Annotated in this window: 22 protein-coding genes and 1 tRNA gene; 21 read left to right on the forward strand and 2 right to left on the reverse strand. The window is 65.8% G+C overall.

Annotated elements, in window-relative coordinates; all coding sequences use genetic code 11:
* The 13 genes from hisC to DK459_RS22660 all read left to right on the forward strand — a co-directional run bounded on the left by hisC (position 1) and on the right by DK459_RS22660 (position 16,057).
* Complete coding sequence (gene hisC, locus DK459_RS22600) at positions 1-1,068, forward strand: histidinol-phosphate transaminase (protein WP_070542996.1); 1,068 nt, start codon at positions 1-3, stop codon at positions 1,066-1,068.
* Between the two features lie 161 nt (positions 1,069-1,229).
* Positions 1,230-1,466 (forward strand): RNA chaperone Hfq, encoded by a 237-nt coding sequence (gene hfq / locus DK459_RS22605; RefSeq protein WP_006218585.1) that lies wholly within the window; start codon positions 1,230-1,232, stop codon positions 1,464-1,466.
* An 84-nt stretch (positions 1,467-1,550) separates the two neighbouring features.
* Complete coding sequence (gene hflX / locus DK459_RS22610) at positions 1,551-2,657, forward strand: GTPase HflX (protein WP_006387860.1); 1,107 nt, start codon at positions 1,551-1,553, stop codon at positions 2,655-2,657.
* Positions 2,623-3,927, forward strand: a complete 1,305-nt coding sequence (gene hflK, locus DK459_RS22615; protein ID WP_024068352.1) for an FtsH protease activity modulator HflK — start codon at positions 2,623-2,625, stop codon at positions 3,925-3,927. Before hflX ends, hflK begins: the two co-directional genes overlap by 35 nt.
* Positions 3,928-3,945: 18 nt before the next feature.
* Positions 3,946-4,848, forward strand: coding sequence for a protease modulator HflC (gene hflC, locus DK459_RS22620; protein WP_024068353.1), 903 nt, complete (start codon positions 3,946-3,948; stop codon positions 4,846-4,848).
* 257 nt (positions 4,849-5,105) lie between these two features.
* Positions 5,106-6,263, forward strand: coding sequence for an ATP phosphoribosyltransferase regulatory subunit (locus tag DK459_RS22625; protein ID WP_024068354.1), 1,158 nt, complete (start codon positions 5,106-5,108; stop codon positions 6,261-6,263).
* Positions 6,264-6,339: 76 nt separating this feature from the next.
* Positions 6,340-7,635, forward strand: a complete 1,296-nt coding sequence (locus tag DK459_RS22630; protein WP_006387864.1) for an adenylosuccinate synthase — start codon at positions 6,340-6,342, stop codon at positions 7,633-7,635.
* A gap of 83 nt (positions 7,636-7,718) precedes the next feature.
* Positions 7,719-8,261 (forward strand): phosphoribosyltransferase, encoded by a 543-nt coding sequence (locus tag DK459_RS22635; protein ID WP_006387865.1) that lies wholly within the window; start codon positions 7,719-7,721, stop codon positions 8,259-8,261.
* 484 nt (positions 8,262-8,745) lie between these two features.
* Complete coding sequence (rpsU, locus tag DK459_RS22640; RefSeq protein ID WP_006218592.1) at positions 8,746-8,958, forward strand: 30S ribosomal protein S21; 213 nt, start codon at positions 8,746-8,748, stop codon at positions 8,956-8,958.
* A gap of 19 nt (positions 8,959-8,977) precedes the next feature.
* Positions 8,978-11,041, forward strand: a complete 2,064-nt coding sequence (dnaG, locus tag DK459_RS22645; protein WP_070542014.1) for a DNA primase — start codon at positions 8,978-8,980, stop codon at positions 11,039-11,041.
* Between the two features lie 756 nt (positions 11,042-11,797).
* Positions 11,798-14,065: an RNA polymerase sigma factor RpoD gene (rpoD, locus tag DK459_RS22650; protein ID WP_024068358.1), complete on the forward strand. Its 2,268-nt coding sequence runs from the start codon at positions 11,798-11,800 to the stop codon at positions 14,063-14,065.
* A 7-nt stretch (positions 14,066-14,072) separates the two neighbouring features.
* Positions 14,073-14,151, forward strand: a tRNA-Ile gene (locus DK459_RS22655).
* A 763-nt stretch (positions 14,152-14,914) separates the two neighbouring features.
* The gene (locus tag DK459_RS22660) at positions 14,915-16,057 is read left to right on the forward strand and encodes a glycosyltransferase family 4 protein (protein ID WP_070542011.1); all 1,143 of its coding nucleotides are present in this window, start codon (positions 14,915-14,917) and stop codon (positions 16,055-16,057) included.
* 103 nt (positions 16,058-16,160) lie between these two features.
* On the opposite strand, the gene DK459_RS22665 is transcribed toward DK459_RS22660, so the two are convergent.
* The gene (locus DK459_RS22665; protein ID WP_006387914.1) at positions 16,161-17,081 is read right to left on the reverse strand and encodes a glycosyltransferase family 9 protein; all 921 of its coding nucleotides are present in this window, start codon (positions 17,079-17,081) and stop codon (positions 16,161-16,163) included.
* A 127-nt stretch (positions 17,082-17,208) separates the two neighbouring features.
* On the reverse strand, positions 17,209-18,387 hold the full coding sequence (locus tag DK459_RS22670) for an acyltransferase (protein WP_058207278.1): 1,179 nt from the start codon (positions 18,385-18,387) through the stop codon (positions 17,209-17,211).
* Between the two features lie 452 nt (positions 18,388-18,839).
* Between DK459_RS22670 and DK459_RS22675 the strand changes: the two genes are divergently transcribed.
* From DK459_RS22675 to DK459_RS22710, 8 genes are read left to right on the forward strand one after another with little or no spacing between them, the layout of a single operon-like run.
* On the forward strand, positions 18,840-19,070 hold the full coding sequence (locus DK459_RS22675) for a hypothetical protein (RefSeq protein ID WP_024068362.1): 231 nt from the start codon (positions 18,840-18,842) through the stop codon (positions 19,068-19,070).
* A complete protein-coding gene (locus DK459_RS22680) occupies positions 19,067-20,431 on the forward strand; it encodes a pilus assembly protein TadG-related protein (protein WP_024068363.1) in 1,365 nt (454 codons plus the stop codon). Before DK459_RS22675 ends, DK459_RS22680 begins: the two co-directional genes overlap by 4 nt.
* 32 nt (positions 20,432-20,463) lie before the next feature.
* Positions 20,464-21,039, forward strand: coding sequence for a pilus assembly protein (locus DK459_RS22685; RefSeq protein ID WP_145964676.1), 576 nt, complete (start codon positions 20,464-20,466; stop codon positions 21,037-21,039).
* Positions 21,036-21,788, forward strand: coding sequence for a hypothetical protein (locus DK459_RS22690; RefSeq protein ID WP_223203304.1), 753 nt, complete (start codon positions 21,036-21,038; stop codon positions 21,786-21,788). The genes DK459_RS22685 and DK459_RS22690 overlap by 4 nt, the downstream gene beginning before the upstream one ends.
* On the forward strand, positions 21,728-22,627 hold the full coding sequence (gene cpaB, locus DK459_RS22695) for a Flp pilus assembly protein CpaB (protein WP_223203305.1): 900 nt from the start codon (positions 21,728-21,730) through the stop codon (positions 22,625-22,627). The genes DK459_RS22690 and cpaB overlap by 61 nt, the downstream gene beginning before the upstream one ends.
* The gene (locus tag DK459_RS22700; RefSeq protein WP_006387921.1) at positions 22,624-23,985 is read left to right on the forward strand and encodes a type II and III secretion system protein family protein; all 1,362 of its coding nucleotides are present in this window, start codon (positions 22,624-22,626) and stop codon (positions 23,983-23,985) included. The genes cpaB and DK459_RS22700 overlap by 4 nt, the downstream gene beginning before the upstream one ends.
* A 4-nt stretch (positions 23,986-23,989) precedes the next feature.
* Complete coding sequence (locus DK459_RS22705) at positions 23,990-25,648, forward strand: ATPase, T2SS/T4P/T4SS family (protein WP_006387922.1); 1,659 nt, start codon at positions 23,990-23,992, stop codon at positions 25,646-25,648.
* A complete protein-coding gene (locus tag DK459_RS22710) occupies positions 25,645-26,490 on the forward strand; it encodes a type II secretion system F family protein (RefSeq protein ID WP_024068367.1) in 846 nt (281 codons plus the stop codon). The genes DK459_RS22705 and DK459_RS22710 overlap by 4 nt, the downstream gene beginning before the upstream one ends.
* The last annotated feature ends 12 nt before the right edge of the window (positions 26,491-26,502 follow it).

Raw genomic sequence — 26,502 nt, forward strand, 5'->3', positions numbered from 1 at the left:
ATGAGCCGTTTCTGGAGTCCCGTGGTCGGGACGCTCAGTCCGTATGTGCCGGGCGAGCAGCCCAAGCTTCAGAACCTGGTCAAGCTGAACACCAACGAGCACCCCTATGGGCCATCGCCCAAGGTGCTCGAGGCGATCCGCGCGGCGTGCGACGACACGCTCAAGCTCTATCCCGATCCGTCGTCCGACCGCCTGCGCCAGGCCGTGGCGAAGGCGATGGGCGTGGCGCCGACGCGCGTGTTCGTGGGCAACGGCTCCGACGAAGTGCTGGCGCACGCCTTTCTGGCGCTGCTCAAGCATGAACGCCCGCTGCGCTTTCCGGACATCACCTACAGCTTCTATCCGGTCTATTGCGGCCTGTACGGCATCGACTACGAGACCCTGCCGCTGACCGACGATTTCCGCATCGACGTCGAAGACTACCTGCCGGGCCGCCGCGGTCAGGCCGGCGCCATCATCTTCCCCAATCCCAATGCGCCCACCGGCCGCGCGCTGAGCGTGGCCGAGATCGAGCGCGTGGTGGCCGGCAATCCGGACACCGTGGTGGTGGTGGACGAGGCCTATGTCGATTTCGGCGCCGAATCGGTGATTCCGCTGACCGAACGCTACGACAATCTGCTGGTCATCCAGACGCTGTCCAAGTCGCGCTCGCTGGCGGGCCTGCGGGTCGGTTTCGCGGTGGGCAGCCCGGAACTCATCGATGGCCTGGAGCGGGTCAAGAACAGCTTCAACTCCTATCCCGTGGATCGGCTGGCCTCGGCCGGCGCGGTCGCGGCGCTCGAGGATGTCGAGTATTTCGAGCAGACCCGCCAGGCGGTGATCCAGACCCGCGGGCGGATGACGGCGGGTCTGCAGGCGCTGGGCTTCGAGGTGCTGCCGTCCAGCGCCAACTTCGTGTTCGCCCGGCATGCGTCGCGCGACGCCGCCGAGCTGGCGGCCGGCCTGCGCGAACGCAGCATCATCGTGCGGCATTTCCGCCTGCCGCGCATAGACCAGTTTCTGCGTATTACGGTGGGAACCGACGTCCAGTGCGAGTTGCTGCTGAAGGCGCTGGCCGAGGTCGTCTGAACCCCGGCTGAAGGGCCTTTCCGGCGGAAAACTCTGGTGTCATCTTTTGCATCCGACACAAGTAGCACGGGCCGGGAAAACCCTGTAGAGTACATGTTTCGGCGTGCCCCACCTGTAAAAAGCGCGTCATCACCCAATAACAAACAAATGGAGCCTGGCCAATGAGCAATAAAGGGCAAACTCTGCAAGATCCGTTCCTGAACACGCTGCGCAAGGATCATGTGCCGGTGTCGATCTACCTGGTGAACGGTATCAAGCTTCAAGGGCAAATCGAATCCTTCGACCAATACGTGGTGCTGCTGCGTAACACGGTCACGCAAATGGTCTACAAGCACGCCATTTCCACCGTCGTTCCCGCCCGCGCCGTGAATTTCCAGGTGGAAGTCCCTGCTGAGTAATCTCGCTCCCGCAGTACCTTTTATTGCCCGCCGGACGGTCGACGTCGGCGGGCATTTTCGCTTTGGCTCCAAAATGGTGCATGTATGCGCGCACTGATCATCAGCGTGGATCTGGGTGATCCCGACTTCACGGCCCACGCCGAGGAATTCGCCATGCTGGCCAAGGGCGCCGGCGCGGAAATCGTCGGCACGCTCACGGCCCGCCGCGACCGTCCCGACGCCAAGTTCTTCATCGGTTCCGGCAAGGCCGACGAAGGCGTGGGCATGGCCCAGGCGCTGTTGGCCGACATCGTGCTGTTCGACCAGCCCTTGTCGCCCGCCCAGCAGCGCAACCTGGAACGGGTATTCAACCTGCGCGTGGTGGACCGCGTGGCGTTGATCCTGGATATCTTCGCGCTGCGCGCCAAGAGCCACGAAGGCAAGCTGCAGGTCGAGCTGGCCCAGTTGCAGCACCTGGCCACGCGCCTGACCCGCATGTGGAGCCACCTGGAACGGCAGCGCGGCGGCATCGGCATGCGCGGCCCTGGTGAATCCCAGCTTGAAATGGACCGCCGCATGATCGGCGCCAAGGTCAAGACGCTGCGCGAACGCCTCGATCGCGTCGAGCGCCAGCGCGTCACGCAGCGGCGCGCGCGGGCCCGCGGCGGTGCCTTGTCGGTGTCGCTGGTGGGGTACACCAACGCCGGCAAGTCGACATTGTTCAATGCCTTGACCCGGGCCGATACCTACGCCGCCGACCAGTTGTTCGCCACGCTGGACACGACCACCCGTCGCATCTGGATCGAAGGGGCGGGCAATGTGGTGGTGTCGGACACCGTGGGTTTCATCCGCGACCTCCCGCATGACCTGATCGCGGCGTTCCGCGCCACCCTGGAAGAGACCGTGCACGCGGATCTGCTGCTGCACGTGGTCGACGCCGCCAGTCCGCAGCGCGATGAACAGATCTTCGAGGTCAACAAGGTCCTGGCCGAAATCGGCGCTGCCGCGATTCCCACCATTCTGGTATACAACAAGATCGACCGCGCTGGCCTGGAACCCCGGGCGGAGCGTGATGCCCATGGTACGATTGCGCGAGTATTTGTAAGCGCCACCGAGCGCGCCGGTTTGGACGCGTTGCGCGGGGCAATTGCGGAGACCGGACAGATTGTGGGAAACAATGCCTCGAATTATCAAACTCTTCAATCTGAATGACCCCGGCTGGGGTCGTGGAAACAATAATGGCTCCGAGCCGCCGCCCAAGCGGCCCCAAGGCAACGGAGACGGTCCGCCCGACCTCGACGAGGTCTGGCGCGATTTCAATAATCGCATCGGATCGTTGTTCGGCCGCAAGGGCGGGGGCGGTAACAATCGCCCTGGCGGCAATCGCGGCGGCATGACGCCGCCGTCACCGCGGGGTGCGCGCATCGGGCTGGGGGTGATCGCCCTGGTCGCGGTCGGCATCTGGGCGGCCAGCGGTTTCTACATCGTGCAGGAAGGCCAGGTCGCCGTCGTCACGCAGTTCGGCAAATACAAGAGCACTTCGCAAGCCGGCTTCCAGTGGCGCCTGCCTTACCCCATCCAGAGCCATGAAATGGTCAACGTGTCGCAACTGCGCACGTTCGAAGTCGGTTTCCGTGGCGGCGCCCGCAACAAGGTGCTGCCCGAGGCGCTGATGCTCACGACGGACGAGAACATCGTCGACATGCAGTTCGTCGTGCAGTACCGCCTGCGTGCCGATGGCGCGCCCGACTACCTCTTCATGACGCGCGACCCGGACGATTCCGTGCGCCAGGCGTCTGAAACCGCCATGCGCGAAGTGGTCGGCAAGCAGTCCATGGACTTCGTGCTGTACGAAGGCCGGACCACGGTCGCCAGCCAGGTCCAGGCGCTGATGCAGCAGATCCTCGACCGCTACCAGACCGGCGTGCAGGTCAGCACGGTCGCCATCCAGAACGTGCAGCCGCCCGAACAGGTGCAGGCCGCGTTCGACGACGCCGTCAAGGCCGGCCAGGACCGCGAACGCCAGATCAACGAAGGCCAGGCCTATGCCAACCAGGTCGTGCCGCTGGCCAGCGGCCAGGCTTCGCGCATGATGGAGCAGGCCGAAGGCTACCGCGCCAAGGTGACGGGCGATGCGCAGGGTAATACCGCGCGCTTCACCAGCATCCTGGCCGAATACGAGAAGGCGCCGCAGGTCATGCGCCAGCGCATGTACCTCGAAAGCATGCAGGAGATCTTCACCCGCGCCAGCAAGGTCATGGTCGACACCAAGAGCAACAACAACATGTTGTACCTGCCCCTGGACAAGATCATGCATCTGGCCGCGCAGGACGCCAGCAAGTCCGCGGCCGGCAGCGCCGGTTCGTCGACCCTGATCAATCCGCCCGCCCAGCCGCCGCTCCGCGGCAACGTGGCGCCGGTTCCGCAACCCTCCGGCAGCAGCAATAGCAACGCGCTGCCCCGCGACCGCCAGTCGCGCTAACCCGGAGGATTTCTGATCATGCAACGTCTTATGCCCATCCTGGTCGGCCTGCTCATCGTGCTGGCCGCCCTTTCTTCCTGCGTGTTCGTGGTGCGCGAGCGCGACTACGCCCTGGTGTTCTCGCTGGGTGAAGTGCGCAAGGTCATCAGCGAGCCCGGCCTGTACTTCAAGGCGCCGCCGCCGTTCCAGAACGTGGTGACGCTGGACAAGCGCATCCTGACCATCGAAACCAACGAAGCCGAGCGCATCCAGACTTCCGAAAAGAAGAACCTGCTGATCGACTCGTACGTCAAGTGGCGCATCGCGGATCCCCGCCTGTACTACGTGACCTTCGGCGGCAACGAACGCGCCGCGCAGGAACGCCTGCAAGCGCAGATCCGCGACGCGCTCAACGCATCGGTCAACGTGCGCACGGTGCGCGACGTGGTCTCGACCGAACGCGACAAGATCATGGCCGAGATCCTCACTAACGTGGCCAAGCGCGCCGAGCCGTTGGGCGTGCAGATCGTCGATGTGCGCCTGCGCCGCATCGAATTCGCGCCCGAGATTTCGGAATCGGTGTACCGCCGCATGGAAGCCGAACGTACCCGCGTCGCCAACGAGCTGCGCTCGATCGGCGCCGCCGAGGGCGAGAAGATCCGCGCCGAAGCCGACCGCCAGCGCGAAGTGATCGTGGCCCAGGCCTACGCCAAGGCCCAGACGATCATGGGCGAGGGCGATGCCGCGGCCGCCGCGATCTACTCGCAGGCCTACGGCAAGAACCCGCAGTTCTATACGTACTACAAGAGCCTGGAAGCCTACCGTGCCTCGTTCTCGAAGCCGGGCGACGTGCTGGTGGTCGACCCCAGCTCCAGCTTCTTCCAGTTCATGAAGGATCCCACCGGACAGGCGCTGGCCCCGGTGACGGTGCCCGCCAAATAAGGCGAGCGGCGCTCGCGCCAGCCCCAAGCCCCTTGGTTTTCCAAGGGGCTTTTTTCCGCCGGCGCGATGGGCGGGAGGGCAATCGGGGACGGTTACACGGTGGGGGATGGTCCGGCTGGCGCTGCTGGCTGAACCATGTACAATACCGCGTAAGCTAGAAAACATTCCGCAGCGGCTGAGCGGGCTTACGCCCCCTCAGCCGCTTTTTCGTTTGGGCGACGCCCACGCATCTCTAGGCGTTATTCAGGTAAACATTCATGGGTAACTGGTTGCTGCCCGAGAGCCTTGCCGACGTACTTCCGGCAGAGGCCCGGCGCATCGAGGAATTGCGCCGCGAACTTCTCGATCTGTACCGTACTTACGGCTTCGAGCTGGTCGCGCCGCCCCTGGTCGAGTACATCGATTCATTGCTGTCCGGCACCGGCAGCGATCTGGATCTGCGTACCTGCAAGCTGGTCGACCAGCTGTCGGGCCGCACGCTGGGCGTACGCGCCGACATGACTCCCCAGGTCACGCGCATCGACGCGCACTTGTTGAACCGCGCCGGCGTGACCCGCCTGTGCTACTGCGGCAACGTGCTGCACGCCCGCCCGGCGGACCTGCTGTCCAGCCGCGAGCTGCTGCAGATCGGCGCCGAGATCTACGGCCATGCGGGCTTCGAGGCCGACCTCGAAATCGTCCAGCTGGTGCTGGAAACCGTGGCCATTGCCGGTGTGCGCAATCCGCGCCTGGTGTTGTGCCATCCGGGCGTGCTGCGCGCCATCGTCGAATCCGATCCGGCCGCCGCCGCGGTGTCGCAGGACGTCATCCGGCTGATGCGCGAAAAAGACGTGCCGGGCCTGACCGAACTGGCCGCGCGCACCGCCGGCATGCGGGCCGAAACGCTCAAGGCGCTGCAACTGCTGCCCAAGCTCTATGGCGGACCCGAAGTGCTGAAGCGGGCCCGTCACGATTTGCCGCTGCTGCCCGGCGTCGTCGCGGCGCTGGATGCGCTGCAGGTGCTGGTGGATGGCATGGCCAATGTCGATGTGGGCGTCGACCTGGCCGACGTGGATGGCTACGGCTACCACTCCGGCATCAAGTTCGCGCTGTACGCCGAAGGCTGGCGCGATGCGCTGGTGCGCGGCGGCCGCTATGACGATGTCAGCCTGGCGTTCGGACGCGCGCGTCCGGCCACCGGCTTCAGTCTGGATTTACGCAAGCTGGCGGCGGGTTTGCCGCCGGCGGAACGGGCGCGTGCGGTTCGCGCGCCCTGGGGGCAAGCCCCCGCCCTGACCGAGGCGGTCCGCCGCCTGCGCCGGTCAGGGGAAATCGTCGTTCAGGTATTGCCCGGTCACGAGCAGGATCAGGACGAATTCGTTTGCGATCGCGAGCTGGCGCTGCAGGATGGCGCCTGGACGGTCAGAACGCTGTGACTAACTCCCTCTCGGCAACGAGAGGGCCGCGGGGAGATTTCCGGATTTCCCGAGAAACTCGATATTGATTCGTAACATGAGCAAGAACGTAGTCGTAATCGGCACCCAGTGGGGTGACGAGGGCAAGGGCAAGATCGTCGATTGGCTGGCGGAATCCGTCCAGGGCGTGGTCCGCTTCCAGGGCGGTCACAATGCCGGCCACACGCTGTGGATCAATGGCAAGAAGACGATTCTTCGCCTGATCCCGTCGGGCATCATGCATCCCGGCGTCACCTGCTTCATCGGCAACGGCGTGGTGTTGTCGCCGGAAGCCTTGCTCAAGGAAATCGAAGAGCTCGAGGCCGCCGGCCTGGACGTGCGTTCGCGTCTGCGCATCTCCGAGATCTGCCCGCTGATCCTGCCGTACCACGTGGCCGTCGACAAGGCCCGTGAGGCGCGCAAGGGCGATGGCAAGATCGGCACCACCGGTCGCGGCATCGGCCCGGCCTACGAAGACAAGGTCGCCCGCCGCGCCCTGCGCGTGCAGGACCTGTTCAACCCCGCGCTGTTCGACGAAAAGCTCGCCGAAGTGCTGGATTACCACAACTTCGTGCTGACCCAGTACCTGGGCGCCGAAGCCGTTTCGGCCAACGAAGTGCGTGATCAGGCCATGGCGCTGGCGCCGGCGATCGCCCCGATGGTCGCGGACGTCTCCAGCACGCTGTTCACCATGCAGCAGGAAGGCAAGCGCCTGCTGTTCGAAGGCGCGCAGGGCGCGCTGCTGGACGTCGACCATGGCACCTACCCGTACGTCACCAGCAGCAACTGCGTCGCTGGCGCCGCCTCGGCGGGCGCCGGCGTCGGTCCGCAGTCGCTGGACTACGTCCTGGGCATCACCAAGGCCTACACCACGCGCGTCGGCTCGGGCCCGTTCCCCACGGAACTGGTCGACGAGATCGGCACCCGCCTGGCCACCATCGGCAAGGAATTCGGTTCGGTCACCGGCCGTCCGCGCCGCTGCGGCTGGTTCGACGGCGCCGCGCTCAAGCGCTCGGTCCGCCTGAACGGCATCACCGGCCTGTGCATCACCAAGCTGGACGTGCTCGACGGCCTGGAAACCATCCAGCTGGGCGTGGGCTACCGTGTCAACGGTGAATTCCGCGACGTGCTGCCGTACGGCGCGCATGCCGTGGCGCAAGCCCAGCCGGTGCTGGAAGAACTGCCCGGCTGGAGCGAATCCACCGTCGGCATCACCGAGTACGACAAGCTGCCCGAGGCCGCTCGTCGCTACCTGGAGCGCGTGGCCGAAGTCTGCGGCGTGCCGATCGACCTAGTGTCGACCGGTCCCGACCGCAACGAAACCATTGTGCTGCGTCATCCCCTGAAGGGCTGACATCGGGTTATCATTCGCAAGGCCGCCGCCGGTCTCCTACCGGCGGCGGCCTTTTCGTATTTTCACGCAGGAGATCCTTGCCTATGAGCGCGCCAACCAGTGACGATAGCCATCTGTGGGTGACGTGGGACGACTACAACCGCTTGATCGAGCGCCTGGCCTTGCAGGTGCACCAGTCCGGTTGGGAGTTCGATAAGATTCTGTGCCTGGCGCGTGGTGGCATGCGCGTGGGCGACGTCATGTCCCGCATTTTTGATGTGCCGTTGGGCATTCTGGCGACCAGCAGCTACCGCGAAGCTGCGGGCACCAAGCAGGGCGATATGGATATCGCGCAGTTCATCACCATCACGCGCGGCACGCTGTCCGGGCGGGTGTTGCTGGTGGACGACATGGTGGATACCGGCAAGACGTTCATGAAGGTGTACGACCACCTCAAGAGCCAGTTCGCCGACATCACCGAATTGCGCAGCGCCGTGCTGTGGTGGAAGGGGCATTCCCAGGCGCAGCCCGACTATTACGTCGACAAGCTGCCGACCAACCCCTGGATCCACCAGCCGTTCGAGGATTACGACAGCCTGCGTCCGCACCAGCTGGAAGCCTGGATCCGCAAGGGTTCCAAGGGCTGAAATCATACGGGGACGGATAATCTGGCGATCCTGGCCGCCGATGCACGGCATGATGGTGCGAGGGCAGGGCGCCAGACTGTTCCCCGGGTAGTCAAAATAGCCATGACCATGCTAGAATCGCTGGTTATCGCTAAACCGAACTTGGCTTGTTACTCTTTAGGTAGTCTTTGGGTAACGCAACCGGCCCTGGAGACTCTTGCCAGTCAGCAGCCAGCCGGCCCTAGAGCCAGCCGATTTTAGGACTTTAGCGCTGCAAGGCTCTTGGCGCTGGCGCCTGGAAGCAAGGAGTTCAGCGGGCAGGGAATCCTGTGCGCGGGGCTCTTGAACTCTTGGTCCGGACAGCATGCGCGATTACTATTGTCGCGTGCGTAGTCTGCGGCCTGAGCTTACAGGCGGTTCGCCGTCCGGAACCACGTGGCGTTGCTGGTAAGCAAGCCAGGTTTGTCATCAACTTTTGTTACCCTACAAGCAGGCCAATCACTTTATGCCTATCGTTCGACTGAAGGAAAACGAACCGTTTGAAGCCGCTCTGCGCCGCTTCAAGCGCACCATCGAAAAGACCGGTTTGCTCACCGAACTGCGTTCGCGCGAGTTCTATGAGAAGCCCACGGCCGAGCGCAAGCGCAAGCACGCCGCCGCTGTGAAGCGCCACTACAAGCGCATCCGTAGCCAGCAACTGCCCCCGCGCCTGTATTGATTTCTGATTCCAGAATCTATTGATTCCAGAATCATTCATCCAGGAATTACTCGCCCGGGTCGACGTCGTCGATGTAGTCGGGCGATACGTGCAGTTGCGAAAGGGTGGGGCCAACCTGCTTGGCCTGTGCCCCTTTCATAACGAAAAAAGTCCGTCGTTCACTGTCAGCCCCACCAAGCAGTTCTATCACTGCTTCGGTTGCGGAGCCCACGGCAGCGCCATCACCTTCCTGATGGAACACACGGGCGCCAGTTTCCCCGAAGCCGTGCGCACGCTCGCGGCTTCGGCGGGAATGACGGTCCCCGAAGAAAATCGCAGTCCGCGCCAGCAGCAGGAAACCGCGCGCCGCAAGGCCGAGGAGTCCCGCCATACGCAAGTGCTGGACGCCGCCCAGGCCCATTACCTGAAGCAGTTGCGCGCATCGCCCGCGGCGATCCGTTATCTGAAGCAACGTGGCCTGACCGGCGAGATCGCGGCGCATTTCGGCTTGGGCTGGTCCGGCACGGACCGGCACGGGCTGTCGCAGGTTTTTCCCAATTACGAAGATCCCACGCTGGTGGAATCAGGGCTTGTCATCGAATCCGAGGATGGCCGCCGCTACGACCGCTTCCGCGAACGGATCATGTTCCCGATCCGCAATGCGCGCGGCAGCCTGATCGGCTTTGGCGGCCGCATCATCGGCAAGGGCGAGCCCAAGTACCTGAATTCGCCGGAAACCCCGCTGTTTTCCAAGGGCCAGGAGCTGTACGGCTTGTGGGAGGCCCGCCAGGCGATCCGGCAGGAAGGGCAGGTCATCGTGGTCGAAGGCTACATGGACGTGGTCGGATTGGCGCAGCAAGGTATCGCCAACGCCGTCGCCACGCTGGGTACCGCGACCACGCCGGATCACGTCAAGAAGCTGCTGCGCACCAGCGACAAGGTGATTTTCAGTTTCGATGGCGACGGCGCGGGCCGCCGCGCCGCGTGGCGCGCCTTGCAGGCATGCCTGCCGGTGTTGCGCGACGACATCGCCATCCGCTTCCTGTTCCTGCCGAGCGAGCACGATCCCGATTCGTATGTGCGCGAACTGGGCGCCGAAGCCTTCCGCGCCTGCCTGGGCGAGGCGGTGGCGCTGTCGCGTTTCCTGCTGGACGAACTCGCATCGCGTCACAACATGGACGAGGCCGAAGGCCGCGCCAGCTGCCTGCATGAGGCCAAGCCCCTGCTGGCGTCGATTCCGGAATGCGCCTTGCGCGTGCAGATCGAGCGCGAGATGGCCAAGCTGGTGCAACTGACGCCCGAGGAAATGGCCCAGATGCTGGCGCAGCAACCCGCCAAGCCGTTCGGCGCGCCGGCCAAGCCGGCGCCTGTCGAAGGGGGCGGGGGCGCCGCCGCGGCATTGCACGATGGCGCGCCCGCGGATGCCGGTTACGACTTCGGCGGCCATGACTTCCACGACATCCCGGCCGATGATGGCGAATACGTCGACTACGGCCAGTTTTCTTCGCCAGGCGGGGAGCAGGGCGGCGGCTGGAATGCCGGCGCGGGCAAGCAGGACTGGAAAGGCAAGGGCGATTGGAAGGGCAAAGGCGACTGGAAGGGCAAGGGTGACTGGAAGGGCGGCAAGGGCAACTGGAAGGGCAAGCGCGATGACGTTGGCGGTTTCGAAGGGCGCCGCACCATGCCGTCATTGGCCAAGCGTCTGTTGAGCCTGTTGCTGGCCCATCCCGAACTGGTGGACTCGATGGGGGACCAGCAGCTTGAAGTCATCGACCACGGCCCCCATCTAGGATTGGTAAGGGACCTGATCATGCTGGCCCAATCCAGCGGGGCGCGCCATGTCGGGGCCCTGTTGGAAGCCGCCGAGCCCGACTCCGATCTGGCGACGGTGCTCAAGGGGTTGCGGGTCGATATCCTGTCCCAGGAGGACCTGCCCGACCCGCAGACCGAGTGGGACGACGCGCTGCGGCGGATCGAATTCGATTCGGCCAAGGCGGAAATGGCCAAGCTGGCGGCATCTGGCCTGGCGACGGAAGAGGCGCGCAAGCGCTACCTGGAACTGTCGAGCCGCATGCTGGTGCTCAAGGGTGCCGGCATACGCTAAATGCGGTAAAATCAAGGGTTTTCCGCCGTGAAAGGTTGAAAAAGCGGTTGTGGCAAGAGCAGATGCGCAAGCGGCTGCAAGCAATTGGCGACGGTAGCGGTAGCTGTGACGCAGGCAACTGGGTCGGGCAACTGAGTCAGGCAACTGATACGGTCAGCTGAGAGGCGACTACAGCGTGGCCGCAGGAAGCGAAGTGACGGCAGGAAAAATGCGGCGCGCGGAATCTATTTGCGCCGCCTGAATCTAATAGTTTTAAGGTTTGACGAGCGGATCGGCCGAAGTTTTGGCGGATGGGCGGGGGCGGTACCGGATTGCCGGGAATCCCAGCCGATACGTGAAAAAAAGCGGATGAGTGCGTCAAATTTGTTACATAGTTAATTACTATAGCTGAGTGGTGAATCACGCAGTCCGGCGACGGTTATCTTCGCGTCGCGTCTGAGGTTTGGGTGCTGTGTCTATCCAGCTGCCAAGGGCAAGGCCCGCCAGGCAAGCAACGCCTATTTATAGGCAGACAGCCCCCCTCGATGCCCGAAGTCCGTCGCGGGATGAAGCCATGCACGCCAGGCGCCCAGCCGGTCACGGACCGCAATGACGCCAGGCGGGCTCGCAAGAGCCGGTGCTGCGAACAACGCAGCCGCAGGGTTTCCGCCGATTCACCAGTTTTACCCGCATGGATGCCGCGATGGGCCTTTGCCCGGCGGCGGTTTCATGCGGTGCAACATGCCCGAACGGGTTGCGACGACCACGGAAGCGACTATGACCAAATCCACCGGCAAATCCTCCTCTGCAATTGATGCGACCGACACGTTGGCCACCAAGGCCAAGCGCGTCGTCAGCATGGCGGCGGAAAAAGCGCCCGCCAAGACGGCGGTGAAGGTCGCCAAGCCTGCCGCGAAGACGGCCGCCAAGAAGGCGGCCGCCAAGACGGCGGCGGCGGACAAGCCCGAGAAGGTGACCAAGGCCCGCGCCAAGAAGGCCGAGGACAAGCTCGCCGACCTGGTCGGCAGCGCGCGCCCGGCCCCCAGCGGCCGCCGCCCGGGCCGCCCGGCCAAGAATGCCAACAACGATTCCGACGGTTTCGACGACACCATGGACGGCGAAGGCGAAGTCCTGCCGGACCTGAAGCCGCCCAAGCGTGGCGGCAAGCGCGGCAAGGCCGATCCCAAGGACCTGATCGCCCGCGGCCCCGTCTCGGCCGAGGAATATGAAGCGCGCCGCAACCGCCTCAAGCAGCTCATCAAGCTGGGCAAGGACCGCGGCTACCTGACGTACGGCGAAATCAACGACCATCTGCCTGACGACCTGGTCGACGCCGAAGCCATCGACGGCATCATCAGCACGTTCAGCGACATGGGTATCGCGGTCTACGACCAGGCCCCCGACGCCGAAACGTTGCTGATGAGCGAAAACGCGCCGGTCGCGTCCAACGACGACGACGTCGAAGACGAAGCCGAAGCCGCGCTGACCACCGTGGATTCGGATTTCGGCCGCACCACCGACCCCGTGCGTATGTACATGCGCGAAATGGGCTCGGTGGAACTGCTGACGCGCGAAGGCGAAATCGAGATCGCCAAGCGCATCGAAGACGGCCTGAAGCACATGGTCATGGCCATCTCGGCCTGCCCGACCACCATCAACGAGATCCTCGCCCACGTCCTGCGCGTGCGTGAAGGCCAGGCGCAGATCGACGAAGTGGTCGACGGCCTGGTGGATCCGGAAGACGGCGAGGAATACGCGGGTGCTGGTGTCTCGGCCGACGAAGACGAGAGCGACGACGGCCCCGCCGGCGGCATGTCCAGCAAGCAGCTGGAAGACCTGCGCGTGAAGGCGCTGGCCAAGTTCGACGAGGTTGGCAAGCAGTTCGACAAGATGCGCCTGTCGTACGAGAAGGACGGCTACAAGTCGGACATCTACGTGCGCGCGCAGGAGTCGATCCAGAACGAACTGATGGGCATCCGCTTCACTGCCAAGATGGTCGAGAAGCTGGCCGACACGCTGCGCAACCAGGTGGAAGAAGTGCGCCAGCTCGAACGCGCCGTCCTGCACACGTGTGTGGACCGTGCCGGCATGCCGCGCACGCATTTCATCAAAGTGTTCCCGGGCAACGAAACCAACCTGCAGTGGGTCGTCGACGAAGTGGCTGCCGGCCATCCGTACGCCGAAACGCTGGAGCGCCAGATCCCCGCCGTGCAGGAACTGCAGCAGAAGCTGATCGACCTGCAGACCCGCGTGGTGCTGCCGCTCAAGGACCTGAAGGACGTCAACAAGCGCATGGCCACCGGCGAAGCCAAGGCCCGCAAGGCCAAGCGCGAAATGACCGAGGCCAACCTGCGCCTGGTGATCTCGATCGCCAAGAAGTACACGAACCGCGGCCTGCAGTTCCTGGACCTCATCCAGGAAGGCAACATCGGCCTGATGAAGGCCGTGGACAAGTTCGAGTACCGTCGCGGCTACAAGTTCTCGACCTACGCGACGTGGTGGATCCGTCAGGCCATCACGCGTTCCATCGCCGACCAGGCGCGCACCATCCGTATTCCGGTCCACATGATCGAAACGATCAACAAGATGAACCGGATCAGCCGCCAGATCCTGCAGGAAACCGGCGCCGAGCCGGATCCCGCGACCCTGGCGCAGAAGATGGACATGCCCGAGGACAAGATCCGCAAGATCCTGAAGATCGCCAAGGAGCCGATCTCCATGGAAACGCCGATCGGGGACGACGACGATTCGCACCTGGGCGATTTCATCGAGGACACCTCCACCCTGGCGCCTTCGGACGCGGCGCTGCATGGTTCCATGCGCGACGTGGTCAAGGAAGTGCTAGACTCTCTGACCCCGCGGGAAGCCAAGGTGCTGCGCATGCGTTTCGGTATCGAAATGAGCACCGACCAGACCCTGGAAGAAGTGGGCAAGCAGTTCGACGTCACGCGTGAGCGCATCCGCCAAATAGAGGCCAAAGCGCTGCGCAAGCTGCGTCACCCGAGCCGGGCCGACAAGCTGAAGAGCTTCCTGGAAGGGCAGTAAGTTTCCTGGGCCTCTAGCTCATGCCTGGTTAGAGCAGCGGACTCATAATCCGTTGGTGCCGAGTTCGACTCTCGGGGGGCCTACCAAAGAACAATGCGGGTCTCGGAGCAATCCGAGGCCCGCTTTGTTTTCCGTGATGCAGCGGCGGTCCACCGCGCCATGTCGACAGGCGCCCGCATGGCATCGGTTTATCGTCGGGTGGCGGTTTTTCTGGTCGAAGGCGCGCGAAAGACCTGCACGCAAAAGACCTGTATTTTCTGAGCGCTGATTCCCGGTCGGCACAGACCGGGCCGGCATGGGCGGCACGTAGGACAGCGCTGATGACGATGCCTCGCGCAATGCGAGGGTGGAGCGCCCGTCGTCATTCCCCTATGGCTTTCCCCTCAATTCTCCCGCCATCGGCGCTGTTGCGGCCGACAGGCCCGCGCGGCGCAAGAGGCCGTTCGGCTTCTGGTTCCAACCCTTGTTGTCTGGGTATTGCTCCTTTCGTGCCAGCGCATGCCGGCGGCGCCACCTTGGACAGGAGGGGAGGAGTGGAATCAGAATGTTACGAAATTAGCAAAGAAATTAACAATAGTTAAAGGCATCGCCTAATTTGTCCCCTTTTGCCTGTCTATATTCCTGACCGATAGCTAAATTTCACAAAATTGGCGTTTCAGTTGGTTTCGATGACCCGATAGCCTGCCGCGCAAGGATGCGCGACGGCCATCTTACCAAGCGCCGACCTGCGGATTCGAGATCCCGCTCATGCCGCCCCTGCCTGGGCGCCAACCGAGTCGGGCTGGTCCGGGGGCGGAGTTGCCACCGGGCGTCGCCAGTTGCGTCACGCTTTCCGGTCTTTTTATTTTCATGCAAATTCTGCACACGCTTTCTGGCTCGAACCTGGGTGGCTTGGAGTTCCGCGTCCTGGATCAGGCCCGCTGGCTGCGGGAGCAGGGCCACGCCGTGGCGATTGCCGCGCCGCCAGGAAGCGAAACCCTGAAGCTTGCGCGCAGTTGGGGATTGGCGACCATCGGCATGAACTTCCGTTCGCCGTATTCGTGGTCGGGCATGCTCAAGCTGCGCCGGCTCGTCAAGGATCTGCGCATCCAGGTCATCGATGCGCACGGCACGTCGGACGCCAAGGCGACCGCGCTATGCCGCGACCTGTGCTCGCTGGTACGGACCTGGCACTTCGCCCGCCCTCTGGGCACCTGCTGGCGGCGACGGCTGGAATGGCGCCTGGGCTGCCACCGCGTCATCACCACCAGCCAGGGGGGCGCCCAGGATATCGTCACGGCGGGCTTTGCCGCGCAGGACCGTATCAGTGTCGTTGGGGAGTGGGCCGACCATGGCTTTTTCGTGGGCGCGGACAAGCTGGAGCGGCGCCAGGCGGCCCGGCGCGAGTTGGGGCTGGATCCGGCCGCGTTCGTCGTCGCGACCATCGGCATGCTGCGCCCGGACAAACGCCAGGAGGACCTGCTGCGCGTGGTGCATCTGCTGCGCCAGCGCGGGTTGCCGGCGCACGCCCTGGTGGTGGGCATGCCGACACGCGGCACCATGGCGTATGGCCAAAAACTGCAAGAGCTGGTGGCGGAACTGGGAATCGGCGAGTGCGTGACATTCGCCGGACATCGCGAGGATATCGCCAGTGTCATCCATGCCGCCAACGCGGTGCTGGTGCCGTCCGTCAACGAGGCCTGGTCCCGCGTCGTGCCGGAAGCCTATGCGGCGCGTTGTCCGGTGGTCGCCAGCGCGGTCGGGGGATTGCCGGAGATCGTTCACCCTGGCAGCACGGGTTGGCTGGCGCCGGTGGGTGACATCGCCGGTTTTGCCGAACGACTGGCGTGGATCTGGTCGCATCCGGAGCAGGCCGCCCGCATTGCGGAGCAGGCGCGGGCGTTCGCCGACCGTCACCTGGTACTGTCCCAGAAGATGGCCGAGACGTTGAGCGCTTACGAGGCCGCGATGGACGAGGCGAGGATGGTCAGGAGCGGGGCGGTGGCAGCCTGACGCGAGAACGACGTTCAGGAGTTTCGTGCGCGGGCCGGCAATCGGCCTTGCCGAGCCAGGCCGGTTGCCGACATGTCGACAACCGGTTTGTTTGTTTTCCCGCTCAGCGGCGTTGGCGATGCACCATGCGTCCGAAGCAACGCATCACCGCGGCCACCGTGGTGGCCTCGCGCCAATATTTGCGGCGCAGGGTCCGCAGGGGCAGCCACCACGGCTTGACGATGATGTTGTCGGCCCAGGCCGGCCGCCAGCGCGGCATATTGCGGGGGCGGTCGACGATGGTCACCGTCGGCAGGCCGCAACAGGAGGCCAGGTGGCCGATCCCGGAATCGGTGCCGATGAACCAGCCCGACTCGTAGACTTGCGCGGCGACACCGTCGATGGAGGGCGCTTCCACCAGGCCGGCATGGGCCTGCTCCAGCAGCGGGCGCCAGAACGCGCGTTCAGAGGGCGCCAGCACGAAGGTGGGTTCATAGCCCATGGCGCGCAGGCGACGGGCGACCAGGACGTATTTTCCCGGCGTCCAGCAGCGTTCCGCTTCGCTCGAGGTGGGGTGCAGGATTACGCGTTTGTCGTGCAGGCGGGCCTTGAAGCGCGCGGGCGCGCGCAGTCCGTTGTCGTCGCTCCATTCGGTCAGGCCGAAGGCGTCGACCGAGAACCGGCGGAATTCATCCAGGATGCCGTTGGGCGAGGCATGCCTGCGCGGCGCCGCCCGGATCTTGCCCCATTCCTTGGTGCTGAGAAAACGCCTGCAGACTCGGGTCAGGCCGTCGAATGGGCTGTCCGGGTCCATTTGCACGATGGTGTCGTATCCCGCCAGGCCGTCGATGTCCGCGGGTAGGGGCTGGATATCGAAGTCGGGAAACCATTCCCGCAAGGCGTGGCCGTGCACGCCATACACGGTGAGGTCGCGGCCGGCCTTGCGCAGATTGTTGGCCAGGGTCATCTGATATAACGTATCACCCAGCCGATTGGACAGGACCAACGCCAGTTTGCCGGTCTGGAAGGAATGAGCGGTGCTCACGTTCGATTCATCCTCGTGGTTTTTGCTGCGGAGGATAACCGATCGTATGCTTTTTCACGGTGGCCTTGCCGGACGGGTGCCAGCGGCGCCCGACGCACCGCGTGGAACAGAGCAGCCGTCTGCCGCTTCATCGTGGGGCGGGCCGGGTCAGCCAGTGGCGCATGGGCGTCGAATAATAGCGCGCCACCAATCCCCCCAGCATGGCCGACAGCAGGATCGCCAGCACGCTGGCCGCGGTCAGCGCGCCCGCCCGCCACCAGGTCGACACGACGCCGCCGGAATTGCGGCACGATGCGGCCGCCAGCAGCAGCACGGGGAACATGTGGGTGAGGTAGATCTCGTAACTGTTTTGCCCGGCCCAGCGCAGCGCGGCGGCGATGGCGTTGGGACGTGGCGCACGCCGCGGACGGCTCCAGCCTATCAGCAGGCAGGCCACGCCGATCTCCAGCAGCGTGACGTTCAGCCCCAGGCCCGTCAGGCCCAGCATGTGGGTGGTCTTGCGCAACAGGAACACCAGTGAGAACAGCGCGGTGCCGGCAAGCAGCAGCCTGCGGCCGTGCCGCGCGCAGCGGGCGGGGCAGGCGGCGTACAAGGCCGCGAGGCAGCCGATGGCGATGCCGTCCATGCCGGACAGGTAGGCGTGGTCGGCCCAGATTTCGTTGGCGCTGAAGGCAGCCCGGGCGAAGGGACCCAGCCCCACGAACAGCAGCAGCGCCACGATCAGTGCGCGCCGGCCCGCCGCCAGCGCCAGCATGCAGATCAGCGGAAACGCCAGATAGAACGCCTCTTCGATGGACAGCGACCACAACACGTTCCAGGCCGCGGGCAGGTAGCCGACCTGGGCTTCCAGCCAATTCAGATGCAGCGCCAGCGCGCTGGCCGCAGCCCGGGCGAGGCTGGTGTTGTCGACGACGAAGCCGGGGACCTCGGCCCAGTGCAGGCCGGCCAGTATCAATACCAGCAAAGCCAGGCAGGGGTAGATGCGGGCGATCCGGCGTCGCAGGAACGGTTTCCAGGGGACGGCTTCCAGGCTGCCCCAGCGCTCGAGGGCTGCGCGCGTGATGAGAAAGCCCGAGATCACGAAAAAAATGATGACGCCGTAGTAGCCGCTGCGAAAGACGAGGTTGAAGAGGGCGGGCGGCAGCACTTTTCCCAGCAGGCTCTGTTCTTGCGGGATGTGGATCTGCACGTGCAGCAGCACGACGCACAGGATCGCCAGGCCACGCAGGGCGTCGATGGCGGGATTGCGGACGGCGGCGCCCTGCACGGGGCGCGAGGCCCTGGGCCGTGGGGCGTAGGCAAGCATAGGTCGTCAATCGAATCGGGCAACGAAAGACGCAATGCTAGCCATGGCCCTGTGAGGGGATTGGGCGACTGTGTATAGATTTTGTAATGCCGCCGGCGCGCCGGTTCCTGTCTGCGGGCCGCGCAATGGAAGAGCGCCCCAGCTCGCGATGAGTCTGAGGCGCTCCTGCCCGGCTTCGCACGCGATGGGTGTCAGACAGCCCGGCAACTTCAATCTACTGCCGCCCTGGGGCCTGGGCAATAGGGAAAACCCGATGGAAATTAAGGGGTTATAACATTTTTTTGGGCGTTGTCCTGGGCCGATGTCGACTCGGCCGGATGGTGCGATGTTTTGATCCAGCTCGGTATCCGCGAATTGTGGCGCTCTGCGGCAGCCTCGACACTGTGACCCTCATTCATCGCGAGCGGAGAACGGCAGTGTCGGGATATTTGCAGCGTCAGGCGGGGCAGGGCATGACGGAATACATCGTGATCGTGGCGCTGGTGGCGATTGCCGCCATCGCGGTCTATCAGCATTTTGGTCAGGTCGTGCGGGCGCAGACCGCGGCCATGGCGCGCGAACTCGCGGGCGAAGACGGCAGCGCGCAAACCCGTGCGGCGGCCGCGGCGGTCAAAAAGGCGGCGGGCCAGGTCTCAACGCGCACGCTCAAGTCCTTCGCCGGCAATGCCGTGGGCGGCAAATGAATGCTCGGTCAAAAGGCCGCCTGAAGTCCGAGGCACAGCGCGGCCAGGCGTTGGTATCGGGCCTGTTGCTGCTTGCCGTGGCCGTTGCGTCGCTGGCAATGCTGCATGGCGTGGGACGCGTGGTCGAGGCGCGGATGCGCCTGACGCACGCGGCGGACGCGGCTGCGTATAGCGGCGCGCTTGCGCAAGCCCGCCGATTGAATCTGCTGGCCTACGCAAACCGCACGCTGGTCGCCCACCAGGTCGCGATGGCACATCTGGTGACCCTGGAGGCATCGATGGCCTTCACGCGCACGCTTGCCGGGCAGCGCCGTCGCAACAACCCGCCGGTGCGGCTGCTCGCCACGCTGTTCGGTCGCGACGTGGCGGCGGCCTATCGCGCGGCGCGCGCCGAGCCAGGCACCGCCGTGGGGTTGGCGCAAGCCTATGCCGAACACGATCGTGTCGTGCACCAGGTGCTTGCGGTCGGCATGGCCTCGGCCGTGGCCGATCTTCCGGCCACGCGCGCGCGGCTCATGCGGCTTGTGCTGCAAGACAACCATCCCACGGCGCCCGTGCCATCCATTCGCATGCTCAGCGATGGCTGGCCGGGATACCTCGAGCGGCGCGATGCCATGGGCCACGCTGGCTTGCGTTCCGCTGTCGAGCAGGCTGTGCAGCGCTATGACTTTGTCGGGCGCCGCGACGGTACGCGCCGCAACGCCGTGCCGGCTGTCGCGCATTGCCCACAAGGACACCACACCTTGCGCCGCCGGGGCGCGACCTGGTTGGGAGCGGACGGACGCTGGGGCGCGGTGGATACGCAGTCGTTCCATTCGCTGCGCTTCAACCGTTGGGCGGGATGCTATCTGCGCGAGTACGCGATGGGCTGGGGCGCGGTGCTGGGCGACGGTTCCAGGGCTCCGTCCGACCTGGAGCACGTCGAGAATCCCCCGGCGGATTTCATTGCACAGGACTTCTGGCGTTGGGTACGGCAGTCCACCACATGGGACCTGCACGACGGCACGGGCACGCCGCTGGCCAATTCCTACGCGGTGGCGCAGGGGCAGCGCTGGCCTGGCCAGGGTTTGCCGGATTACTACGAGCTGGCCCACTGCTGCCAGACGGCGCCGCTGCGGTTTGCGGTGGCGGTCAAGCTGGACCGCAACACGGCGCCAAAGACGGCGATCCTGGGCGGTCTGCTCCTGCCTGGCGCCGATGCGGCATTGACGGTTACGAGCGCCGCCGAGACGTTCTTCGCGCGGCCACAGGCGCGTGCTGACGGGCACACCGAGCTGGCCACGTTGTTTCGCCCGTATTGGCAGGCGCGGTTGTCGCCCGTGACATCCGCGGAAGCGCTGCTGGCCAGGGCTGCGCCATGATGAGCGCTCGCCACCGGCAGCAAGGCCAGGCCATGGCTGAAGCGCTGCTTGTCCTGCCCGGGCTGGCCCTGGTTCTCCTGGCAATCGGCTGGTTGGGGTGGCTGCAGTTTTCCGCGCAAATGCTGCTCCAGGCCAGTCGCATGACCGCGATGGCGAGTGCGGCAGGCGCGCCGAATCCCGGTCAATCCGGATTCCGGGTGCAGCTGGAACATGTCCCATTGCATTCCGGCGCGGATGGCTTCAACCATACCCTGCCGCAAGCGGAGTGGCTCGGCGGAGAGGCGCGGCTGGTGTCCGCGACGGCCCGCGGCGCTGTGACCGGTGCAGGTCCCTGGAGCGTCATGACACTGCAGCGCCGCACAAGCGTTGCCTTGGGGGCCGGGCATGCGTCCAATGACGCGGACGCGGGCCGTCGCATCGCGGCGGCGACGACGACATGGAGACAGTTTGCTGATCGCTCACAGGCTGTCGCGCGCGCGGCCGGGCCGGTGGCTGCCGCTACCGATGCACCATGGCGCCGGGCGCCGCTTGCGCTGGACTGGCTGTCGGCATGGGCGGATGTGGTGCCGGCCGACAGGCTGCTGCCCGTCGCGGGGGCCGGCCAATGATCACGCATGCCCACTTCGTCGTTTGGCGCGGCGTCCGCCGTGGGGGCGCGCGTACGGTCGTCGTGGCGGGGTTGGCGGCCCTTGCTGCATTGGCCCTGGCGCTGGGGACGACGGCCCTGGCGACGACGCCGGCCGACGCGTTGCCGTCCGCATCAGGGCCTGCGTCCTTGGCGGACCTGCGTTTTCCTCCTGGCTCGCGGGTCGAATCCGTGGCCGAGCGCATGTGGTTGCACGGCATGCCGGTACAGGTGTGGGTATTTGACGCCCCGGTCGACGTTGCGACGCTGATCCAGGCCCTGTCGCGGCAACAGCCGGCGCTGGAAGATCTGCGGATCATGCCCGGGTTCGCCATCCTGTCGGGCCGCGTTGGCGAGGCCTATTGGGTGCTGCGGCTCACCAGTCCCACCGCGGGTCGCAGCGTTGGCAGCATGTCGTCGCTGTCGGCCTTGGCCACGTCGGCATCCCCGCCGCCCGCATGGCTGCCATCCGGGGCGCGGCTCCGGCTGGATTTCGCCGTTGCCCAAGCGGATCGCGTGTTGTCCGAATCCATCTGGCAGTACCAGCTGTCGCCGTCGCGCCTGGCGCCGTTGCTGCGGCGTGGCCTGGCGCGCGACGGCTGGCGCGATATCGAAGCGGGGCCGGGAGACGGCGGCTGGCAGTCATGGCAGCGCCGACAGGAACGGCTGCAATGGCTATTGGTGCCGCTCGAATCGGGAAGTGGCATCTGGATCCGGAGATCGACACCATGATGCGCTTGCTCGGATGGGGGTTGCGCGCCTTGCGCAAGATGGCGGTTCCCTTGTTGGCCCTCGCCGCCGGGTTGGTGGCGGCCTGGGCGGTTCGCGAACACGTGCGGCAGCGGGTCGATACCTTGGCGGGCGAGCACCGCGAGGCCATGGTCAGTCGATTGGTGGCGGCGCGCGATTTGCCGGCCGGCACCGAGCTGACGCCAGCGCATCTGGCGATACGCGACATCCCGGCGCAGTGGGCCCCGGCCGCCAGCATCGAGCCACGCGATGGCGACAGCGTCCTGGGGACCCGCCTGGGGGTGGCTCTGGCCCAGGGAGATCCGGTGCTGAGCGGGTGCCTGGCTCGCGCCGACAGCGCTTCGCCGCCGGCACTGGCGGCACGGCTCGATCCCGGCCAGCGGGCCTTGCAGGTTCCGGTCTCCGATCTGGGAACCGTGGCGGATCTGTTGCGGGTGGGGGACCTCGTCGACATCTATGTCTCGTTCCCGTATCGGGGCCGCGAGGTGACCGCGCCGCTATTGCAGGGCGTGCGCGTCCTGGCCGTGCCCGATGCCAGCGGCGGCACCGGTCCGGCGCAGGTCACGCTGGCCGCCACGCCGAACCAGGCCATGCGATATCTCGCAGCGCGGCGGGCCGGTACGCTGACCGGCTTGGTGCGCAATCGCGCCGATACGGCCAGGATTCCGGAGGACCCGCCCCGCGACCTGGCGTCGTTGATCGGACTGGCTCCCGAAGCGCCCCGCGAACCGGCCGTGGTCATCCTGTATGGCGACCGGCCAGGTCTGTCGGCAAGCGCGCCTGGCACGGTCTTGGCGGATTTTGAGTCGGAGCATCCATGAACATCAGATCCTTTGCGGTCCTGGCCACGTTATGCCTTGGGTTGGCCGCCAGATCGGCCTGGCCGGCAGGCCAGACACTCGAAATGCAGGTGGGGGAGAGCCGCGTGCTGGCGGAGTCCGGAGTGACACGCGTGGCCATCGGCGACAGCCAGGTGCTCAGTGCCATCGCCACCGACAGCCGCGAGGTCGTGGTCTTTGCGCGCACCGAGGGCGTGTCGTCGATACAGGTCTGGGCCGATGGCGGCGTGCAGGCCTACGACGTGCATGTCGCGGCGGCCGGTGTCACGCGCCTGCGCGCCGAGGTCGATGCCTTGCTGGCACGCATCCCGGGGGCCCGTAGCTCCCTGGTCGGTGGCCGTGTCGTCGTCGAGGGGGATGACCTTTCCGATGACGACCACGCCCGTATCGCGGCGTTGGCGGAACACTACCCCGAGGTCATGGACTTCACCGGCAGGGTGGGGTGGGACAGCATGGTGCAGCTGGATGTGCAGGTGGTGGAAATGCCGCGCTCCAGATTGCGCGAGATCGGCGTGCGCTGGGAAGGCCTGACGCAAGGCGGCGTCAACGCCGGATTGGCGTGGGATGCCGGTTCCCTGGGCCGGATGGCGCGGCCGGGTGAGGCGGTGATCGACACGCCCGCGCCGGTGTCGTCGGTCGCGGGCTATTTCGGCGTGAATGCGCTGTTGTCGGCACGTATCGCCGCGTTGGCGCAAAGCGGCGAGGCCGTCATGCTGGCACAGCCGCAACTGCTGGCGCGCAGCGGCGCCAGCGCGACGTTCCTGGCGGGGGGCGAAGTGCCTTACGTCTCCACCGATTCGCGCGGCAATCCCACCACCTTGTTCAAGCCCTATGGCGTGTCCCTGCGGATCACTCCCCGCATCGATCGCAATGGCGTCATCCGTTCGCTGATCGAGGTCGAAGCCAGCTCGGTGGACATGGCGTTGACCGGCGCGAGCGGACCGGCGCTGCGGACCCGCCGCGCCTCGACCGAGTTCAATGTCCGCTCCGGCGACACATTGGTCATCGGCGGATTCCTGTCTCGCGAACGCGCCGACGACAGCAGCGGCCTGCCCGGCTTGAAAGACATTCCGATCCTTGGCGCCCTGTTTGCCTCGCGACGCTATCAGTTGCGCGAGACCGAGCTGGCCATTTTCGTTACGCCCCGGATCGTATCGCGCAACGAGCCAGCCATGACGGATCGCGTACGGCGTGGACGCGACGTGATCCGCGCTGCCTTTCCCGAACCGTCACGATTGGGCACGGAGGTTCCCGTGATGGCGGGGTGGAATATCCATGGGGGGAAGGGCTCGCAATGGGCCGGCACCGCCCGCGAACCGGCCCTGGCCGATCAGGAGTAGCACCATGCTTGAAATCGACATGACCTTTGACGACGGTGCCACGCGCAAGATCAGGGCCGCGGCTCCGGCGCTGATCGGCCGCGGCGCCCATTGCGGCGTGCGTATCGCCAACTGGCGGGTGGGCCGGCAGCACGCGCGGCTGCGGCAAGAGGCCTCGGCCGTTGTGCTCGAGGACCTTGGCGCCCTGGGCGGTGTATTCGTCAATGGTTTGCGCGTGGCGCACCATGCGCCGGTACTGCCGCAGGATGAAATCCTGATCGGGCCGTGCCGCCTGCGGGTGCAATTCGTGAAGGCGGACGCGCGCGGCCACGCGCTCGCCCGGATTCATCCGCCTGCGCCCTTGCCGTCGATGCCGGCCCGGATCCCGGATTCGACGCGATCCTCGCTGCCGTCGCTCGACCTGCGTCGCCGGCTGCATGCCGCCTTGCTGGGAGCGCTGGACCTGCGCCGTCGCGATGTGTCGGGCATGAGCGACGCCACGCTGCGCGCCGAAGCCGCGCGCCTGCTGGCACAGATCGTGGCCGATGAGGATGTGTCGGCGCCAGGGGTGGACCGGGCAGCCTTGTGCCGTGAGGTGCTGGACGAGGCGGTTGGGCTGGGGCCGCTGGAGCCGCTGCTGGCGGCGCCGGACATCACCGAGATCATGGTCAACCGGCACGATGAGATCTACGTCGAGCGCGAGGGCCGGCTCTGGCGTCACGCGGCCGCGTTTACCGGCGAGCAGTCCGTGCGCCGTGTCATCGAGCGCATCGTGACGCCGCTGGGGCGTCGCATAGACGAAAGCTCGCCGCTGGTGGATGCCCGGCTGCCCGACGGGGCGCGGGTGCATGCCGTCATCCCTCCGGTCGCGCTCAAGGGCGCCAGCCTGACCATTCGCAAGTTTCCGCGCAGCCGGCCGGACATGCCGGCCCTGCTTGCCGCGGGAGCGCTCAGCGATGCCATGGCGCGGTTCCTGGCCCGTTGCGTGCGGCTGCGCAAGAACCTGCTGGTCTCGGGAGGCACGGGTTCTGGCAAGACCACGCTGTTGAACGTCCTGTCCAACGAGATCCCCGAGGGTGAGCGCGTCGTCACCATCGAGGACGCCGCCGAGCTGCGTTTGAATCACGCGCATCTGGTGGCCCTGGAAGCCCGTCCTCCCAACCAGGAGGGCCGGGGGCGCGTCGATATCCGCGAATTGGTTCGCAATGCCCTGCGGATGCGGCCGGACCGGATCGTGGTGGGTGAGTGCCGCGGGGCAGAGGCGTTCGACATGCTGACCGCCATGAACAGCGGACACGAAGGTTCCCTGACCACATTGCACGCCAATTCGTCGCGCGACGCGCTGGCGCGCCTGGAATCGATGGTCCTGATGGCGGGACTGGATCTGCCATTGACGGCGGTGCGTGAGCAGATCGCGGCGAGCATCGACATCATCGTGCAACTGGCACGCCAGCCCGACGGACGCCGGGTGGTGCTTTCGATCGCGGAAGTCACCGGCATGGAGAGCGGCCGGATTCAGCTGCAGGATCTATTCCGGCACGAGCGCGCCGGCGGATTCAGCGGCTGCGGCACGATACCCAGTTTTGCGCCGGAATGGCAGCAGGCGGGGGCGGGCTTGGACATGGCCTGGTTTGCGGCCGGACAGGCCGGCACGGCCTCGGATGGCCTGGCGGCCTCGCCATGATGTGGCTGGCGGCGGCGGGAGCGATGATCTGCGTCACGACATTGGCGTGGTGGGCGACGCGCCGGCTGGCGCCAGCCTTGCGGCGCTACCGCGAGCGCTACACGCGGGATGCGGGCCTGCGGTTCACGGAACTGTTCCTGTTCGTCGAACCCTCCCGGCTCTGGGCCTGCGCGGTGACGTTGGCGCTGCTGGCGGCAATGTCGGCCTTCGCGCTCACGGCGAGCGGCATGGCCGCCGTTGGAACGGGCGTGGCGGCATTGCGGGCGCCGGCCATGCTGGCGGGCCTGTTGCGACGTCGGCGGGTGCGGCGCTTCGAACAGCAATTGCCCATGGCCTTGCTGATGCTGGCGTCGGCCTTGCGGGCAGGTGTCGCCTTGATGCCCGCTTTGCGGCAAGTGGTGGCGCAGGGCGGGGCGCCGCTGGCACAGGAGTTTGGCTTGATGCTGCGGGAACAGCGGCTCGGCGTGCCGTGGGACGAGGCCCTGGCGCGCCTGAACACGAGAATGACGGCCGAATCCACAACCCTGATGGTGGCGGCCATGCGCACCGCCGCGCAGACCGGTGGCAACCTGGCCGAAGCGCTCGACAGCATCGCGCAGACATTGTTTGCCAGGCTGCAGTTGCAGGCCAGGCTGCGGACCTTGACCGCGCAGGGGCGCATGCAGGCCTGGATCGTGGGTGCGTTGCCGGTGCTGCTGCTGATCGCGCTGGATCGCCTCGAGCCGGACATCATGACGCCGCTCTGGCACACGCCTGCCGGGTGGACGGTGCTGGCCGTGCTGGGCGGACTCGAGACCGCGGGGGTGCTGCTGATCCGGCGCATCGTCCGGATCGATATTTGAAGCGGGAGGCGC

Origin of the sequence: Achromobacter sp. RW408, from assembly GCF_003184165.1 — a bacterium.
Classification (GTDB): domain Bacteria; phylum Pseudomonadota; class Gammaproteobacteria; order Burkholderiales; family Burkholderiaceae_B; genus Achromobacter; species Achromobacter xylosoxidans.

Coding starts and splice junctions, on each gene's coding strand:
- hisC (WP_070542996.1), top strand. CDS start 1: ATGAGCCGTTTCTGGAGTCCCGTGGTCGGGACGCTCAGTCCGTATGTG.
- hfq (WP_006218585.1), top strand. CDS start 1,230: ATGAGCAATAAAGGGCAAACTCTGCAAGATCCGTTCCTGAACACGCTG.
- hflX (WP_006387860.1), top strand. CDS start 1,551: ATGCGCGCACTGATCATCAGCGTGGATCTGGGTGATCCCGACTTCACG.
- hflK (WP_024068352.1), top strand. CDS start 2,623: ATGCCTCGAATTATCAAACTCTTCAATCTGAATGACCCCGGCTGGGGT.
- hflC (WP_024068353.1), top strand. CDS start 3,946: ATGCAACGTCTTATGCCCATCCTGGTCGGCCTGCTCATCGTGCTGGCC.
- DK459_RS22625 (WP_024068354.1), top strand. CDS start 5,106: ATGGGTAACTGGTTGCTGCCCGAGAGCCTTGCCGACGTACTTCCGGCA.
- DK459_RS22630 (WP_006387864.1), top strand. CDS start 6,340: ATGAGCAAGAACGTAGTCGTAATCGGCACCCAGTGGGGTGACGAGGGC.
- DK459_RS22635 (WP_006387865.1), top strand. CDS start 7,719: ATGAGCGCGCCAACCAGTGACGATAGCCATCTGTGGGTGACGTGGGAC.
- rpsU (WP_006218592.1), top strand. CDS start 8,746: ATGCCTATCGTTCGACTGAAGGAAAACGAACCGTTTGAAGCCGCTCTG.
- rpoD (WP_024068358.1), top strand. CDS start 11,798: ATGACCAAATCCACCGGCAAATCCTCCTCTGCAATTGATGCGACCGAC.
- DK459_RS22660 (WP_070542011.1), top strand. CDS start 14,915: ATGCAAATTCTGCACACGCTTTCTGGCTCGAACCTGGGTGGCTTGGAG.
- DK459_RS22670 (WP_058207278.1), bottom strand. CDS start 18,387: ATGCTTGCCTACGCCCCACGGCCCAGGGCCTCGCGCCCCGTGCAGGGC.
- DK459_RS22675 (WP_024068362.1), top strand. CDS start 18,840: ATGACGGAATACATCGTGATCGTGGCGCTGGTGGCGATTGCCGCCATC.
- DK459_RS22680 (WP_024068363.1), top strand. CDS start 19,067: ATGAATGCTCGGTCAAAAGGCCGCCTGAAGTCCGAGGCACAGCGCGGC.
- DK459_RS22685 (WP_145964676.1), top strand. CDS start 20,464: ATGGCTGAAGCGCTGCTTGTCCTGCCCGGGCTGGCCCTGGTTCTCCTG.
- DK459_RS22690 (WP_223203304.1), top strand. CDS start 21,036: ATGATCACGCATGCCCACTTCGTCGTTTGGCGCGGCGTCCGCCGTGGG.
- cpaB (WP_223203305.1), top strand. CDS start 21,728: ATGGCTATTGGTGCCGCTCGAATCGGGAAGTGGCATCTGGATCCGGAG.
- DK459_RS22700 (WP_006387921.1), top strand. CDS start 22,624: ATGAACATCAGATCCTTTGCGGTCCTGGCCACGTTATGCCTTGGGTTG.
- DK459_RS22705 (WP_006387922.1), top strand. CDS start 23,990: ATGCTTGAAATCGACATGACCTTTGACGACGGTGCCACGCGCAAGATC.
- DK459_RS22710 (WP_024068367.1), top strand. CDS start 25,645: ATGATGTGGCTGGCGGCGGCGGGAGCGATGATCTGCGTCACGACATTG.